Annotated in this window: 11 protein-coding genes; 6 read left to right on the forward strand and 5 right to left on the reverse strand. The window is 65.2% G+C overall.

Annotation, left to right across the window (positions count from 1 at the left end; translation table 11 throughout):
* Position 1 precedes the first annotated feature (1 nt).
* Positions 2 to 1,651, forward strand: coding sequence for a thiol reductant ABC exporter subunit CydC (cydC, locus tag CAL22_RS02135; RefSeq protein WP_432264283.1), 1,650 nt, complete (start codon positions 2 to 4; stop codon positions 1,649 to 1,651).
* Positions 1,652 to 1,715: 64 nt separating this feature from the next.
* On the forward strand, positions 1,716 to 2,264 hold the full coding sequence (locus CAL22_RS02140) for an adenine phosphoribosyltransferase (RefSeq protein ID WP_094809925.1): 549 nt from the start codon (positions 1,716 to 1,718) through the stop codon (positions 2,262 to 2,264).
* Positions 2,265 to 2,268: 4 nt separating this feature from the next.
* Here the strand turns inward: CAL22_RS02140 and CAL22_RS02145 are convergent, their stop codons facing one another.
* The gene (locus tag CAL22_RS02145; protein WP_094809927.1) at positions 2,269 to 3,159 is read right to left on the reverse strand and encodes a LysR family transcriptional regulator; all 891 of its coding nucleotides are present in this window, start codon (positions 3,157 to 3,159) and stop codon (positions 2,269 to 2,271) included.
* 791 nt (positions 3,160 to 3,950) lie between these two features.
* On the opposite strand from CAL22_RS02145, the gene CAL22_RS02150 reads away from it, so the two are divergent.
* On the forward strand, positions 3,951 to 5,063 hold the full coding sequence (locus tag CAL22_RS02150; protein WP_094809929.1) for a porin: 1,113 nt from the start codon (positions 3,951 to 3,953) through the stop codon (positions 5,061 to 5,063).
* A 177-nt stretch (positions 5,064 to 5,240) separates the two neighbouring features.
* Here the strand turns inward: CAL22_RS02150 and ilvA are convergent, their stop codons facing one another.
* Positions 5,241 to 6,749 carry a threonine ammonia-lyase, biosynthetic gene (ilvA, locus tag CAL22_RS02155; RefSeq protein ID WP_094809931.1) on the reverse strand — a complete coding sequence of 503 codons (1,509 nt, stop codon included), beginning with the start codon at positions 6,747 to 6,749 and terminating at the stop codon, positions 5,241 to 5,243.
* A gap of 102 nt (positions 6,750 to 6,851) precedes the next feature.
* Between ilvA and CAL22_RS02160 the strand changes: the two genes are divergently transcribed.
* The 3 genes from CAL22_RS02160 to CAL22_RS02170 all read left to right on the forward strand — a co-directional run bounded on the left by CAL22_RS02160 (position 6,852) and on the right by CAL22_RS02170 (position 12,261).
* A complete protein-coding gene (locus CAL22_RS02160) occupies positions 6,852 to 7,379 on the forward strand; it encodes a YqaA family protein (protein WP_094809932.1) in 528 nt (175 codons plus the stop codon).
* A gap of 113 nt (positions 7,380 to 7,492) precedes the next feature.
* Positions 7,493 to 11,455 carry a DUF3683 domain-containing protein gene (locus CAL22_RS02165; protein ID WP_094809934.1) on the forward strand — a complete coding sequence of 1,321 codons (3,963 nt, stop codon included), beginning with the start codon at positions 7,493 to 7,495 and terminating at the stop codon, positions 11,453 to 11,455.
* A gap of 113 nt (positions 11,456 to 11,568) precedes the next feature.
* Complete coding sequence (locus CAL22_RS02170) at positions 11,569 to 12,261, forward strand: GntR family transcriptional regulator (protein ID WP_094809936.1); 693 nt, start codon at positions 11,569 to 11,571, stop codon at positions 12,259 to 12,261.
* A 7-nt stretch (positions 12,262 to 12,268) separates the two neighbouring features.
* On the opposite strand, the gene CAL22_RS02175 is transcribed toward CAL22_RS02170, so the two are convergent.
* The 3 genes from CAL22_RS02175 to pxpB are packed head-to-tail and all read right to left on the reverse strand — an operon-like array spanning position 12,269 to position 14,771.
* The gene (locus tag CAL22_RS02175; protein WP_094809938.1) at positions 12,269 to 13,027 is read right to left on the reverse strand and encodes a LamB/YcsF family protein; all 759 of its coding nucleotides are present in this window, start codon (positions 13,025 to 13,027) and stop codon (positions 12,269 to 12,271) included.
* Entirely contained in the window at positions 13,024 to 14,046 is a 1,023-nt protein-coding gene (locus CAL22_RS02180) for a biotin-dependent carboxyltransferase family protein (RefSeq protein ID WP_094809940.1), read from the reverse strand. Before CAL22_RS02180 ends, CAL22_RS02175 begins: the two co-directional genes overlap by 4 nt.
* Positions 14,043 to 14,771 (reverse strand): 5-oxoprolinase subunit PxpB, encoded by a 729-nt coding sequence (gene pxpB, locus CAL22_RS02185; RefSeq protein WP_094809942.1) that lies wholly within the window; start codon positions 14,769 to 14,771, stop codon positions 14,043 to 14,045. Before pxpB ends, CAL22_RS02180 begins: the two co-directional genes overlap by 4 nt.
* Positions 14,772 to 14,778 lie beyond the last annotated feature (7 nt).

The following is a 14,778-nucleotide window of genomic DNA, read 5'->3' on the forward strand; positions in this document are numbered from 1 at the left end:
CATGTGGGAGCTGCTCAAAGACCTGTATGCGCGCCGCCGCGGCGGCCTGGCCGGCGCCTTGTTGCTGGCCTTGCTGACCCTGGCCGCGGGCGTGGCGCTACTGGGAGTGTCGGGCTGGTTCCTGACGGGCGCCGCCCTGGCGGGCGCGGGCGCGGTCTTCAACCTTTTTGTACCGTCCTCGCTGGTCAGAGGCTTTTCTTTCATCCGCATCGCCTCGCGCTATGCCGAGCGCCTGGCCGGTCATGCCACGACGCTGCGCTTGCTGTCGGATCTGCGCGGCTCGGTGTTTCGCGCCCTGCTGCGTCTGACGCCCAGGCAGCTGGCGCGCTATCGCGCCGGTGATCTGGTGGCCCGCCTGACCGGCGACGTGGACGCGCTGGATACGGTTTTTCTCTTTGTGATTGCCCCCGTGGCCACGGCCATCGCGGGCGGGGCCATTTTCTGCCTGGTGCTGGGTTATCACCTGCCTGCCGCCGGCCTGGCGGTGGCCGCGGCGCTTCTGGTGGTCAGTGTGCTGGTGCCGTGGTGGCTGGGCCGCGCCGCGCGCCGCCCGGGCGATCAGGCGCAAACCAGCGCCGCCGCCTTGCGGCATGCCGTGCTGGAAGCAGTCGAGGGCCATGTGGATATCGCGGCCTTGCATGCTCAGGCGCAGGCCTGCGAGCACTTCGCCGCTTCCTGCGGGCAGTTGCAGCAGGCTCGCGGTGTACAGGCGCGGCTGGCCGCGCATGGCCTCTGGCTGGTGCAGGCCGCGGCGGGAGCCGCGGTGGTGGCCGTGCTGTGGTTCGGTTTGCCGGCCTTGTCCGCGGGCCAGATCTCCGGTCCGCTGCTGGCGGGCTTGCTCCTGGCCACACTCGGCATTTTCGAGGTGGCCGGCCCCATCATGCGCGGCGTGTCGCGGCTGGGGGCCGCCCGCGCCGCGGCGCGCCGCATCGGCGAGCTCACGCGCGCCGAACCCGATCTGCGCGACCCCGCCGTGGCGCAGGCGTTGCCCCCGGGGGGCGTGTTGCGGGCGCAGGATCTGCGCTTTGCCTATCCCGGCCGCGAGCAGGCGGTGATCGATGGTGTGGACCTGACGCTGGCGCCGGGCGAGCGTATTGCCATCGTCGGGCCCAGCGGCGCGGGCAAGTCCACCTTGTTGCACTTGCTGCTGCGTCTGGAAGATCCTCAGGCCGGGGCCGTGACCCTGGGCGGCTGCGATCTGCGGCAGGCGGCGCAGGCCGATGTGCATCGCCGCATGGCGCTGCTGTCGCAGGACTCGCCGGTGTTTCTGGGCAGCCTGCGCAGCAATCTGCTGATCGGCGCACCCGAGGCCGACGAAGCCGCGCTGTGGCAGGCGCTGGAATCGGCGCGCCTGGCGGACTTTGCGCGCGCCCTGCCGCAAGGGCTGGATACCTGGGTCGGCGAAACCGGGGCCGGCCTCTCGGCGGGCCAGGCCAGGCGGCTGTGCCTGGCGCGGGTGCTGCTGTCGCCGGCCGACATCATTCTCCTGGATGAGCCGACAGCCGGGTTGGACCGGCCGAACGAGGCGGCCTTTCTGGCCGATCTGGCGCAAGCCTGCGGCGCACGTTCGGTGGTGCTGGCCACGCATGCGCGTCTGCCCGAGGGGGCCGTCCACCGCGTCATGGCGATGCAGGGCGGGCGTCTGAACTGAGCGGCCTGGCTTCGAGAGCCGGGCGCGGTTATAGTTCGCCTTGCTTTAAACCGGGAGTTTTCTTATGCAGACCGATTACGCCGAAGTCATACGGCGCACCATACGCAGTGTCTCTGATTGGCCTGCTCCCGGGGTCACCTTTCGTGACATCACGCCGGTGCTGCAGGATCCGCGCACCTTTCGCGCGCTGATCGATCTGTTCGTCTATCGCTATATGCGCCAGCGGCTGGACCTGGTGGCAGGCGTCGACGCGCGCGGCTTCATTCTGGGCAGCGTGCTGGCCTATGAACTGAATCTGGGCTTTGTGCCGGTGCGCAAAAAGGGCAAGCTGCCCTACCGCACCGTGGCCGAAGAGTATTCGCTGGAGTATGGCAACGCCACGGTCGAGATGCATACCGACGCGGTGCGTACCGGTCAGCGCGTGGTCTTGATCGACGATCTGATCGCTACCGGGGGCACCATGGTCGCCGCCATCAAACTGTTGCAGCGCCTGGGCGCCAATGTGGTGGAGGCGGCCGCCGTGATTGATCTGCCCTACCTGAACGGCTCGCAACACATCGCCGATACGGGCACGCCGCTCTACACGGTCTGTCAGTTCTCCCAGACCGAATAGCCCTTCAGGCGTCGGTGAGCCGCGGCTGGATGAAGTCCAGAAAGGCCCGCGTCTTGGCGGGGATGCGGCGTGAGGGCAGCAAGGCAAAGAGCGGCATGGGTGTCAGGCTCCATTGGGGCAGCACCCGCACCAGCCCGCTTTGCGCGATGGCCCGCTCCATGGCGTCGAACACCAGCAGCGGCGTGATGCCCATCCCTTGGCTGGCCAGACGGCCCAGCATCCCGACGTTGTTGGCCGCCAGCCGCCCGGTCACCTGCACGCGCTCGACTTTTTCGCCCGAGTGCAGCACCCAGTACGAAAACGCTTCGTTCATGGCCGGGCGCAGGCACTCGTGGTGGCCCAGGTCAGAGGGGACGCGCGGCTCGCCATGTTGCTCCAGGTACTGCGGCGAGGCGTAGAGCTGCTGCGTCATCAGCACGATCTGCTTGGCGATGAGGCTGGAGTCGGGCTGCGGACCGAAACGCAGCACCAGGTCGAAAGGATTGCTGATCGGATCGATGGGCCGCATGCTCAGATCGAAATCGCACTCGATGTCCGGATACTGCTCGCGGAAATCGCGGATCACGATAGGCAGAAATAACTGCGCCAGGCTGGTCGGCATGGAGATGCGCAGACGTCCCTTGGGCTGAGCCGCCATGTCCTGCAACTGCTCATGCGCGACGCGGGCTTCCTCGACGATATGGCGGCAGCGCTCGAAATACACCGCGCCGGCTTCGGTCAGGTCGATGCGGCGCGTGCTGCGATTGAGCAGCTTCATGCCGATGTTGCGTTCCAGTTCGCTGACGCGGCGCGACAGGGTAGACGTGGGGATACCCAAGGCTTCGGCCGCATGGCTGAAGTTTTTGCGCTTGGCGACTTCGACGAACAAGGCGATGTCGTTGAGCTGGATATCCATATGTCTTCCTGGGTAAGTCTGCTGGCGCGCCAATGATACGTGCCCTGATTATTGCTCAATTGGAAATCTGCTTTTCAATTACCCCTTTCGGCTAACTGAATGGGCGGATTTTTATTCTGTACAAGGCGACTATTTCACCTTTGATGGAAGTTAATCCCATTGATGGAAAGATGATCCTCAAATTAAGGGTTTTTACTAACATCAATGCCAAGGATACTCCACATGCGCGCCGCTTCGCCGCGGCGGACCCGTGCGAGGGTGGCGGTAGCGCGTCGGCATGGCCGATCGGGTTGCCGGTTCGCGTCGCGCCGGGGTGCCGGCGGAGGCGAGGATGGCGCAGTTCAGCAAGCGCTGGGTTGTCGGCTAAAAACTGCCTGAATGCGCGGGCTTATGCGTCCAGCGGTGTTTTTCCCGTCGGGGCGGCGGCCAGATTGCAGCAGAATTACAACAGGTGGCCCGGGCGCAGAAGTAACTTTCTGCCCGGGCCGCATCCCGGTGCGAGGAGCGGCGGCGCGGATGGCCGGGAGATGAAAAACCGGGGTTTTACCCGGGTTCTCCTGGGGAGCCGCCTGCAGTGGGGCGTTCCAGCTATGAATTCAATTGGAATTCTGAGTGCTTATATTTTCATTGATGGAAAGGTGTTCTCCGAAATAAGGGTTACTCCTGATCGTTACACGACTGAAACTTTCATTGTGCGCGCCGCCCTGAGGCCCTGAAAAAGCGGAAGGGTAGACGCAAAAAAGCGTAGCGCGCGCAAGCCTTTTCAAGTCCTTCCGCAATGGGAACTCATCATGAAAAAGACGCTATTGGCTGTGACGTTGCTGGCCGGTTTCGCCGGCGCGGCGCAGGCTGCTGACTCGGTCACGCTGTACGGTTTGATCGACGCCGGTATCGGTTACGAGCAAGTTAAATTCAACGGCGACAAGCAGAGCCGTTTCGGCGCCACGCAAGGCGTGAGCAGCGGTTCGCGCTTCGGTATGCGCGGTGTGGAAGACCTGGGTGACGGCCTGCGCGCCGTGTTCAACCTGGAAGCCGGCTTCGGCCCGCTGAACGGCAACTCGCAGCAAAATGGCCGCCTGTTCGGTCGTCAAGCTACCGTTGGCCTGGACAGCGACTACTGGGGTCGTCTGGAATTCGGTCGCCAAACCAACATGGCTTCCAAGTTCCTGGGTTCGATCGATCCGTTCTCGATCAGCTACAACACCGCCAACCTGGGTACCACGTTCAGCTCCGCTAACACGATGCGTCTGGACAACATGGTTCTGTATCAAACCCCGAGCATGAGCGGCTTCAAGTTCGGTATCGGCTACGCGTTCAACGCCGACGATACGCAGGACAGCGATGGTCGTAAGGGCTTCCAGACCAACGACAACAACCGCGTCCTGACGACCGGCCTTCAGTACCTGAATGGCCCGCTGAACGTGGCGGTGGTCTATGACCGTCTGAACCTGAGCAACAACCTGACCGGCGGCAAGGATGCCGATTCGGTGCAGACCTACGCCATCGGCGCTTCGTATGACTTCGAAGTGGTCAAGCTGGCTGCCGCTTTCGGCCAGACCCGCGACGGCTGGTTCGTTGGTCAGGACATGGGCACGACCCCGACGGGCATGGAAAAGTTCGGCTCCTTCCGTGGTGCTGATGGCTTCCGCGCCAATTCGTACATGGTCGGCGCCACGGTGCCCCTGGGCCGTCACGCCGTGTTCGGTTCCTGGCAGCGTGCCACCCCGAACAACGACAAGCTGACGGGCGATGACGCGACGTTCAACGTGTACAGCCTGGGTTACACCTATGACCTGAGCAAGCGTACGAACCTGTACGCCTACGCTTCGTACGCCGACAACTATGCCTTCCAACGTGACGCCAAGGATACGGCGTTCGCGGTCGGCATTCGTCACCGGTTCTAAGCGCTTTAGACGTCCGGCATCAAGTTGAAGGAATTTGCGGTACCTATCTCCGTAGACCGTGAGTGACACGAACCCCAAGTTTGCCGCCGGACGTCTCGAACGCGAAGAAGCAAGGCCTCCCGAAAGGGAGGCCTTTTTTCATGCATGGCCGGCGCCGGGCGCCGGCGGCCGGGTGGGCTAGAGGAAGAGCTTGTAGGCCGGGTTTTCCGTCTCGTTCCAGTGCGGGTAGCCGAGCTCGGCGATGAATGTGCGGAACTGTTTTTTGTCCGTGGGCGGCACCTGGATGCCGATCAGGATGCGGCCGTAGTCGGCGCCCTGATTGCGGTAGTGGAACAGGCTGATGTTCCAGTCCGGATTCATGGCGTTGAGAAAGCGCATCAGCGCGCCCGGCCGCTCGGGGAACTCGAAACGATAGAGCAGTTCATGCTTTGACTGCGCAGAGCGTCCGCCCACCATGTGCCGCAAATGGGTCTTGGCCATCTCATCGTGCGTCAGGTCCAGCGTGGCAAAACCATGCTTGCGGAAGTGCGCGGCGATCTTGTCTGGCTCGGCCGGCGAGCTGACCTGCAGGCCGACGAAGACGTGCGCCTGGTCGGCATCGGAAATGCGGTAGTTGAACTCGGTGACGCTGCGGTCGCCCACCAGTTCGCAGAAGCGGCGGAAACTGCCGCGCTGCTCGGGCATGCTGACGGCGAACACCGCTTCGCGCATTTCTCCCACTTCGGCGCGCTCGGACACGAATCTGAGCCGGTCGAAGTTCATATTGGCGCCGCTGGTGATGGCGATCAGCGTCTTGCCCTTCAGTTTGTGCTGGGCGGCGTACTGCTTGGCCCCGGCCAGTGCCAGGGCGCCCGCCGGTTCGAGCACGCTGCGCGTGTCCTGGAAAACGTCTTTGATCGCCGCGCTGATGGCATCGGTGTTGACGACCACGAAGTCATCCACGTATTGCCGGGTGAGTTTGAAGGTCTCCGCGCCCACGAGCTTGACCGCCGTGCCGTCGGAAAACAGGCCCACGTCGCTCAGGGTGACGCGGCGCCCGGCGCGCACGCTGCGCACCATGGCGTCGGAGTCTTCGGTCTGCACGCCGATGATCTTGATGTCGGGGCGCAACTGTTTGATATAGGCGGCCACGCCGGCAATCAGGCCGCCGCCGCCGATGGCCACGAACACCGCGTCGATGGCGCCCGGATGCTGGCGCAGGATTTCCATGCCCACGGTGCCCTGGCCGGCGATGACATCGGGGTCATCGAAGGGGTGCACAAAGGTGAGCTTCTGTTCTTTTTCCAGCTTTTGCGAGTGCTGGTAGGCATCGGTGAAACTCTCGCCGGCCAGCACGACTTCGCCGCCCAGCCGCCGCACGGCGTCGATCTTGACCTGCGGGCTGGTGGTGGGCATGACGATCACGGCGCGACAGCCCAGGCGGCGTGCCGCCAGGGCCACGCCCTGGGCGTGGTTGCCGGCCGAGGCAGCGATCACGCCGCGGGCCAGCGCGGCGGGCGGCAGGTTGGCCATCTTGTTGTAGGCGCCGCGCAGTTTGAAGCTGAACACCGGCTGGGTATCTTCACGCTTGAGCAGGACGGTGTTCGAAATTCGCTGCGACACCAGAGGGGCGGGTTCGAGCGGGGATTCGACAGCGACGTCGTAGACCTTGGAGGTCAGGATGCGTTTCAGATAGTCAGTGGACATAAAACAGCCGGTGGTAGTGCTTGAAAAAGTAGCGTCGGGCAGATTAACACAGGGGGAAAGGGCTTCCGCGCGGCTGCGCGCCGCACAGGTACACTGCGCCCCATGGAACAATGGCTGCTCGACTCCGTGGACTGGCTGCTGGCCGCGCTGGCGTTGCCTTCGGTCGGGCTGCCTGCCGTTTTTCTGATCTGCCTGATCTCGGCCACGCTGTTGCCCTTGGGCTCGGAGGCCGTGGTGTTCGGCTTCATCAAATTGCAGCCCGATATGTTCTGGCCGGCCATCGCGGTGGCCACGCTGGGCAATACGGCGGGCGGTGTCATCAGCTATGCCATGGGCAGGGGCGCGCAGCGCGCCTTCGAGCGCTGGCGCGAAAAACATCCCCACGCTCCGGAAGCGTCGGGCGGCTTCTCTCAGCGGATGGCCGGGCGCTGGAATGCCCATGCACGCCGTTGGCTGCATCGCGTCGGGCCGGTGGCTCTGCTGATGTCCTGGCTGCCTGGCGTGGGCGACCCCTTGTGCGCGGTGGCCGGCTGGTTGCGGCTGTCCTTCTGGCCTTGCGTGGCCTATATGGCGCTCGGCAAACTGGTGCGCTATGTCGTGCTGACCGCCGGGCTGCTCTGGGCCCTCTGAGGGGCTGCTGACGAAAAGCTGAACGCACAATTCTGGCGGGTTTGGGGGGCATTCCGGGGTCCGGGTCGGCAATGTCTTAAAATGTTTTTTTAGGGCCCCTTCCAGCTGCCTCCATGAACGCCCCCCTCGCCAGCCAAATTCTGACTGCGGCGATGCCGCCTGCACCCGGCGCGCGTTTGCGCGAAATCCCCTACAACTACACCTCCTTCTCGGATCGTGAGGTCGTCGGCCGACTCCTGGGGGAGGACGCCTGGCAATTGCTGTCCGACCTGCGCGGTGAGCGGCGAACCGGCCGTTCGGCCCGCATGCTCTATGAAGTGCTGGGCGATATCTGGGTGGTGCGCCGCAATCCCTATCTGCAGGATGATCTGCTGGATAATCCCAAGCGCCGCAAACTGCTGATCGAGGCCCTGCATCACCGCCTGGGCGAAATCGACAAGCGCCGCGATCCGGCCTCGGAGGCGGCCCAGGGCCAGGATCCGCAACGCGACGTCAAGGTCGTGGAGCTGCTGGCCCGGGCCCATGCGGCGGTGGCCGAGTTCGAGGCGCAGTTCGATCTGACCGACCAGATGCGCAAGCAGGCGCAGAAAGTGTTCGGGCGCATCACCGCGCGCGGCAATATCAAGTTCGACGGGCTGTCGCGGGTGGCGCATGTCACCGATGCGACCGACTGGCGGGTGGAATACCCCTTCGTGGTCCTCACGCCCGACGGCGAAGAAGAGATCGCCGCGCTGGTGCGCGCCTGTATTGAGTTGGGCCTGACCATCGTCCCGCGGGGCGGTGGCACGGGCTATACGGGCGGAGCCATCCCCCTGACCTGGAAGTCGGCGGTCATCAATACCGAGAAGTTCGACCAGATCAGCGAAGTCGCGCTGGCGCGCTTGCCCGGCCGCGATGACGAAGTGGGCGTGATCGCCACCGGCGCCGGCGTGGTCACCAAGCGCGTGGCCGAAGCCGCCGAACGCGGCGGCTTTGTCTTCGCCGTGGATCCGACCTCGGCCGAGGCCTCCTGTGTGGGCGGCAATATCGCCATGAACGCCGGCGGCAAGAAGGCCGTGCTCTGGGGAACGGCTCTTGACAACCTGGCCTGGTGGCGCATGGTGGATCCGGACGGCAACTGGCTGGAAGTCACGCGGCTGGACCACAATATGGGCAAGATCCACGACGTGGACCTGGCCCGCTTCGAGGTCAAGTGCTTCGATGGCGCGGGCAAGGCTGGCGAGAAGCTGCTGCGCACCGAGATTCTGGAAATCCCCGGGCGGGTGTTCCGCAAGGAAGGGCTGGGCAAGGACGTCACCGACAAATTCCTGGCCGGTCTGCCGGGCGTGCAGAAAGAGGGCTGTGATGGCCTGATCACGTCGGCCCGCTGGGTGGTGCACCGCATGCCGCGCCACACGCGCACGGTCTGTATGGAGTTCTTCGGCCAGGCGCGCGATGCGATTCCGTCCATCGTCGAGGTCAAGGGCTACCTGGATGGCGAGGGCCGCGAGCGCGGCGCTATCCTGGCCGGGCTGGAGCATCTGGACGAACGCTACCTGCGCGCGGTGGGTTATGCCACCAAGAGCAAGCGCGGCGTGTTGCCAAAGATGGTGCTCATCGGCGACATCGTGGGCGATGATGAGGATGCAGTGGCCGCCGCGGCCAGCGAAGTGGTGCGCTTGGCCAATACGCGCCACGGCGAAGGTTTCGTGGCCGTGAGCGCCGAAGCCCGCAAGAAGTTCTGGGCCGACCGCTCGCGCACGGCCGCCATCGCGCGGCACACCAATGCCTTCAAGATCAACGAAGACGTGGTGATTCCGCTCAACCGCATGGGCGAGTACACCGACCATATCGAGCGCATCAACATCGAGCTGTCCACGCGCAACAAGCTGCGCCTGCTCGACGCGCTGGACGAATACCTCGCGCAGCCGCTGCCGGTGGGCAAGCCCGAGGATGCCGAGGACGCCGCGCTCACGCGCGCCGAGGTGTTGGCCGAGCGCACACAGCAAGCCGTGGTGCTGCTGGCCGGGGCGCGCCGCCGCTGGCAATGGCTGCTGGACAACCTCGACCTGCCGCTGGCCGAGGCCGGTGCGCAGCTGGCCGATATCGGTCTGGAAAACATGGCCGACGTGTTCAGCGCACGTCTGCAGAGCCAGCCGCAGACGCGGGTGTTCGACATCGTGCAAGACCGCACGGTGCGCGTGTCCTGGAAAACCGAAGTGCTGGCCGGGCTGCAAGGGATTTTCTCCGGCGCGGCCGCCAAACCCATCCTGGATGAACTGCGGAACATCCACGCCCGCATCCTCAAGAGCCGCGTCTTCGTGGCGCTGCACATGCATGCCGGCGATGGCAATGTGCACACCAACCTGCCGGTCAACTCCGACGATTACGGCATGCTGCGCGAAGCGCATGCAGCGGTTGACCGCATCATGCAGATCGCCCGCGATCTGGATGGCGTGATTTCGGGCGAGCACGGCATCGGCCTGACGAAGTACGAATTCCTCACGCAGGAGGAACTGGCCCCCTTCCAGGCCTACAAGCGCCGCGTCGATCCCAACGGCCACTTCAATGCCGGCAAACTCATGCCGGGAGCCGATCTGCGCCACGCCTGGACGCCCAGCTTCAGCCTGATGGGCCATGAATCGCTCATCATGCAGCAAAGCGACATCGGAGCGATCTCGGAGTCGGTCAAGGACTGTCTGCGTTGCGGCAAATGCAAACCGGTCTGCGCCACGCACGTGCCGCGCGCCAATCTGCTGTATTCGCCGCGCAACAAAATCCTGGCCACGTCCCTGCTGGTCGAAGCCTTTCTCTACGAAGAGCAGACGCGCCGGGGCGTGAGCCTGCGGCACTGGGAAGAGTTCGAGGACGTGGCCGACCATTGCACGGTCTGTCATAAGTGCTATACGCCGTGCCCGGTCGATATCGACTTCGGCGATGTCTCGATGAATATGCGCGCGCTGCTGCGCCGCATGGGCCGCAAGTCTTTCAACCCCGGCACCGCCGCGGCCATGTTCTTCCTGAACGCCAAGGATCCGGCCACCATCAACGCCACCCGCAAGGCCATGGTGGGAGTGGGGTACAAGGTGCAGCGCGCCGCGCATGATTTGCTGGCCAGCGTCGCCCGCAAGCAGACCGAGCATCCGCCGGCCACGGTGGGCAAGCCCGCCTTGCGCGAGCAGGTCGTGCATTTCATCAACAAGAAGATGCCGGGCGGGCTGCCCAAGCAGACCGCGCGCAAGTTGCTGGATATCGAAGACGCCAACTACGTGCCCATCATCCGGGATCCCAAGAGCACGACGGCCGATACCGAGGCCGTGTTCTATTTCCCTGGCTGTGGCTCCGAACGGCTGTTCTCGCAGGTGGGTCTGGCCACCCAGGCCATGCTCTGGCATGCCGGGGTGCAGACGGTGTTGCCGCCGGGCTATCTGTGCTGTGGTTATCCGCAGCGCGGCAATGGCATGACCGACAAGGCCGAGCAGATCATCACCGACAACCGGGTGCTGTTCCATCGCATGGCCAACACCCTGAACTATCTGGACATCAAGACCGTGGTGGTGAGCTGCGGTACCTGTTATGACCAGTTGGCCGGGTATGAATTCGACAAGATATTCCCGGGTTGCCGCCTGATCGACATCCACGAATATCTGCTCGAAAAAGGCATCAAGCTCGACGGGGTCCAGGGTGTGCGCTACATGTATCACGACCCTTGCCACACGCCCATGAAGCTGCAGGATCCGATGAAAACGGTGCGCTCGCTGGTGGGCGATCAGGCCGTCAAGACCGATCGCTGCTGCGGCGAATCGGGCACGCTGGCCGTCAGTCGTCCCGACATCTCGACCCAGGTGCGCTTTCGCAAGCAGGAAGAGCTGCTCAAGGGCAGCGCGGCCGTGCGCGCCGATGGCTTTGCCGGCGACGTCAAGGTGCTGACGTCCTGCCCGTCGTGTCTGCAGGGGTTGTCGCGCTACGAGGGCGATACGAGCCTGGAGGCCGATTACATCGTGGTCGAAATGGCGCGCCACATCCTGGGCGAGAGCTGGATGGAAGACTACGTGCGCCGCGCCAATACCGGCGGCATCGAGCGCGTGCTCGTCTAGCGAGCAGGGCGCGGACGACGGGTCCGCGCCCGCCTCGGGCGCTGCGGGATTTTGGCCGGCCGGCGGGGCTTTTGTGTTTCAATGTTTGCCTTGCCACATTGCAACAATCTTTCATGCCGTCGGACTCCCGTCTGCCTGTCAAGGCGCCCGCCACCATCCCTTATTTCCTGCAGGAGCAGATCCGGGATCTCATCATTGAGGGGACCTTCGCGCCCGGGCAGCCGCTGCGCGAACAGGATCTGGAGCAGCGCTTTGGCATCAGCCGCAGCCCGATACGCGAGGCCTTGCGCCTGCTCGAGCTGACCGGCCTGGTGGTTCACGTGCAGCGCCGGGGATTTCGCGTCAGACGCTACTCGCAGGTTGAAATCCGCCAGCTCTATGCGTTGCGCGCCGAACTGGCGGCCTACAGCATCCGCGAGCTGGATGGCCTGATTTCTATCGAATTGTTGCAACACTTGCAGGCTTGCGATCGGGAGATGGCGCGTACCCATGCCGCCCAGGATTTACGTGGCTACGCCGACTCGCTGCGCGAGTTCTATCTGATCGCGGTGCGGCACACCGGCAACACGCCGCTCGAAGACACGCTGTCGCGGCTTTACGAGCAGGTCGAGCCCATGCGCTATATCGTGCTGCGCCACGCGCTGACGCATATGGCTTACGACGCCTTTCACCGCGAGGTGCTGCTGGCGCTGGAAAGCGGCGCCTTGCTGCGCGCGGCGGAGGCGGCGCGCACGCACGTCATGTCCCATTTGCCCGGCATGGTGCAGCTGTATGACGCCGCCGCGGCCGAGTCGGGCCAGCGCTGAGGGCCGCTCAGGGCGGCGTGATCACGATACCGGCGGCTTGCAGCGCCTGGCGGATGGCGCTGGCAAATGGCAAGGCATTGGGCTGGTCACCGTGAATGCACAGGGTGTCGGCCGTCAGCATCACGGTCTTGCCGCTGACGCTGGTCACACTGTCTTGCTGCACCATTTGCAGCACCTGGGCCACCGCCTGATCGACGTCGGTGATCATGGCGCCGGGTTGCGTGCGCGGCGTGAGGCTGCCGTCATCCTGGTATGAGCGGTCGGCGAAGACTTCCTGCGCACAGCTCAGATCGAGCTTGCGCGCCTCGGTGATCCAGGCGCTGCCGGCCAGCCCGTAGACGATGAGCTCATGGTCGACATCCCGCACGGCGGTGCAGATGGCCCGGGCCAGCGCGGCATCCTTGGCGGCCATGTTGTACAGGGCGCCGTGGGCTTTGACATGATGCAGCCGGGCGCCTTGCGAGGCGGCCACGCCGGCCAGCGCTCCCACCTGGTAGACCACCATGTCGTAGGCTTCCTGGGGGCTGATCTGCATGACGCGGCGGCCAAAGCCGCCGAGGTCGGGCAGGCTGGGATGCGCGCCGAGGGCCACGCCATTGTCCAGCGCCAGAGCGACCGTCTTGCGCATGGTGCCGGGGTCGCCGCCATGAAAACCACAGGCGATATTGGCCGAACTCACCAGGGGCAGTACGGCGGCATCGTTGCCCATGGGCCAGGCGCCGTAGCTCTCGCCCATGTCGCAGTTCAGATCGAGGGTCTTGCTCATGTCCGGGCTTCCTTCAGGGCGATGGACTGCAACAGCGGGTCACGCAGCGCCTGCAGGCTGGCGTGCAGGTCATCAAAGGCGCGCGCCCGGGCGGCGTCCAGCTCCTGGGCCTGTTCGAGGTCGATCAAGGCAAAGCGGACTTCCTCGCCGGGCATGCGTTGCGCCAGCGAAGGCAGGTCCACGCTGGCGATCTGCGCCAGCTTGGGATAGCCGCCCGTGGTCTGGCGATCGGCCATCAGTACGATGGCTTCGCCGCCGGCCGGCACTTGTATCGTGCCGAAGCAGGTCGCTTCGGACAGGATCTGGCGCGGGCGCTCCATCCGCAGCGCAGGGCCTTGCAGCCGGTAGCCCATGCGGTCGGACTGGGCGCTGATGCGAAACGCGTGGTTCAGGAAGTCCGTGCGGGCGCGCTCGGAAAACTCCTCCCAGTGCGGGCCGGGCAGCACCCTGAGCGTGTCACGGGTCTGGGGGCGCAGGGTGGCGGGCAGATAAATCCGCGTGTCCCACAGGGCCTGGGCCAGGGCGTCGAGCACCTCAGCCTGGCCTTGCAGCGGCCGTGCCAGGCCGATGCGATCGTTCTTGCGCAGCGCGCGGCCCTGCCAGCCGCCAAAGCCGCTGCGCAGATAGGTGCTGCTGCTGTCCATGACGGGATCGAGCGCAAAGCCGCCATAGACGGCCAGATAGGCGCGCGCGCCTCGAACCGGCGCGCCGAAGGCCAGCACGGCGCCGGGCCGGGCGATCAGCGGCCGGTGCAGGGGCAGCGGCTTGCCGTCCAGGGTGGCGTCCAGATCCGCGCCGGTCACGGCAAGGCAGGCCGCGCTGTCAAAGCGCAGGGTCGGGCCGGTGAGGGTGATTTCCAGAGTGGCCGGCTGGGCGTTGTTGCCCGCCAGCAGATTCGCCAGGCGGTGGGCGCGCTCATCCATGGCGCCGGCCACGGGAATGCCCTGATGCTGGTAACCGTAGCGGCCCTCGTCCTGAAAGGTCGACAGCATGCCGGGCTTCAGTACGGTGATGCTCATGCTTGCTCCGCACGCAGGCGATCGAAAGTGGCTTCGTCGATGGGCACGAAGCGGATGCGGTCGCCCGGCTGCAACAGCGACGCCGGCTCGCGCGCCGCGTCGAACAGCACCAGCGGCGTGGCGCCGATGATGCTCCAGCCGCCGGGCAGGCGATTGGGATAGATCACTGTCTGGCGATTGGCGATGGCGACCGAGCCGGCGGGCACCTCGGTGCGCGGCGAGTCGCGCCGCGGCAGGCTCAAGCGGGCGTCATGCACGCCGATGTAGCTGTGGCCGGGCGCGAATCCCAGCATGTAAACCATGCTGCCGGGTTGGCCATGCAGGGCGATCAGTTCGTCTGGCGTCAGCCCACAGGCCTGCGCGGCTTCGGCCAGATCAGGGCCGTGCTTGCCGCCGTAGCAGACCGGCACGTCGACTTCGCGGCTCACCAGCGTGTCGGTCGCGATGTCCTGCGCCAGCAGGGCCCGCACGCGCTCGGCCAGCTCCGCATAGCGCAACCCGCCTTGCGGCACGGGGCGGTAGTGGACGGCCACCGTGGTGAAGGAGGGCACGACATCGACCACTCCGGGCCATCGCGCCAGACGGATCTGTCGCGCCAGCCCGAGGCACAGCCGGCCGGTGGTTTCGGCAATGGTGTCGCCCAGGATGACCAGCAGGCAGCGGTCGCCCTGGGGTTGGATGCGCCAGTCGGGATGACCGGGAGGGGCTTCTTGAGTCTCGGACAACGGCAAT

Origin of the sequence: Bordetella genomosp. 12 (genome assembly GCF_002261355.1) — a bacterium.
In the GTDB taxonomy this organism is placed as follows: domain Bacteria; phylum Pseudomonadota; class Gammaproteobacteria; order Burkholderiales; family Burkholderiaceae_B; genus Bordetella.

Excerpts from the sequence above, each read along its gene's own strand:
- cydC (WP_432264283.1), top strand. The coding sequence starts at position 2 with ATGTGGGAGCTGCTCAAAGACCTGTATGCGCGCCGCCGCGGCGGCCTG.
- CAL22_RS02140 (WP_094809925.1), top strand. The coding sequence starts at position 1,716 with ATGCAGACCGATTACGCCGAAGTCATACGGCGCACCATACGCAGTGTC.
- CAL22_RS02145 (WP_094809927.1), bottom strand. The coding sequence starts at position 3,159 with ATGGATATCCAGCTCAACGACATCGCCTTGTTCGTCGAAGTCGCCAAG.
- CAL22_RS02150 (WP_094809929.1), top strand. The coding sequence starts at position 3,951 with ATGAAAAAGACGCTATTGGCTGTGACGTTGCTGGCCGGTTTCGCCGGC.
- ilvA (WP_094809931.1), bottom strand. The coding sequence starts at position 6,749 with ATGTCCACTGACTATCTGAAACGCATCCTGACCTCCAAGGTCTACGAC.
- CAL22_RS02160 (WP_094809932.1), top strand. The coding sequence starts at position 6,852 with ATGGAACAATGGCTGCTCGACTCCGTGGACTGGCTGCTGGCCGCGCTG.
- CAL22_RS02165 (WP_094809934.1), top strand. The coding sequence starts at position 7,493 with ATGAACGCCCCCCTCGCCAGCCAAATTCTGACTGCGGCGATGCCGCCT.
- CAL22_RS02170 (WP_094809936.1), top strand. The coding sequence starts at position 11,569 with ATGCCGTCGGACTCCCGTCTGCCTGTCAAGGCGCCCGCCACCATCCCT.
- CAL22_RS02175 (WP_094809938.1), bottom strand. The coding sequence starts at position 13,027 with ATGAGCAAGACCCTCGATCTGAACTGCGACATGGGCGAGAGCTACGGC.
- CAL22_RS02180 (WP_094809940.1), bottom strand. The coding sequence starts at position 14,046 with ATGAGCATCACCGTACTGAAGCCCGGCATGCTGTCGACCTTTCAGGAC.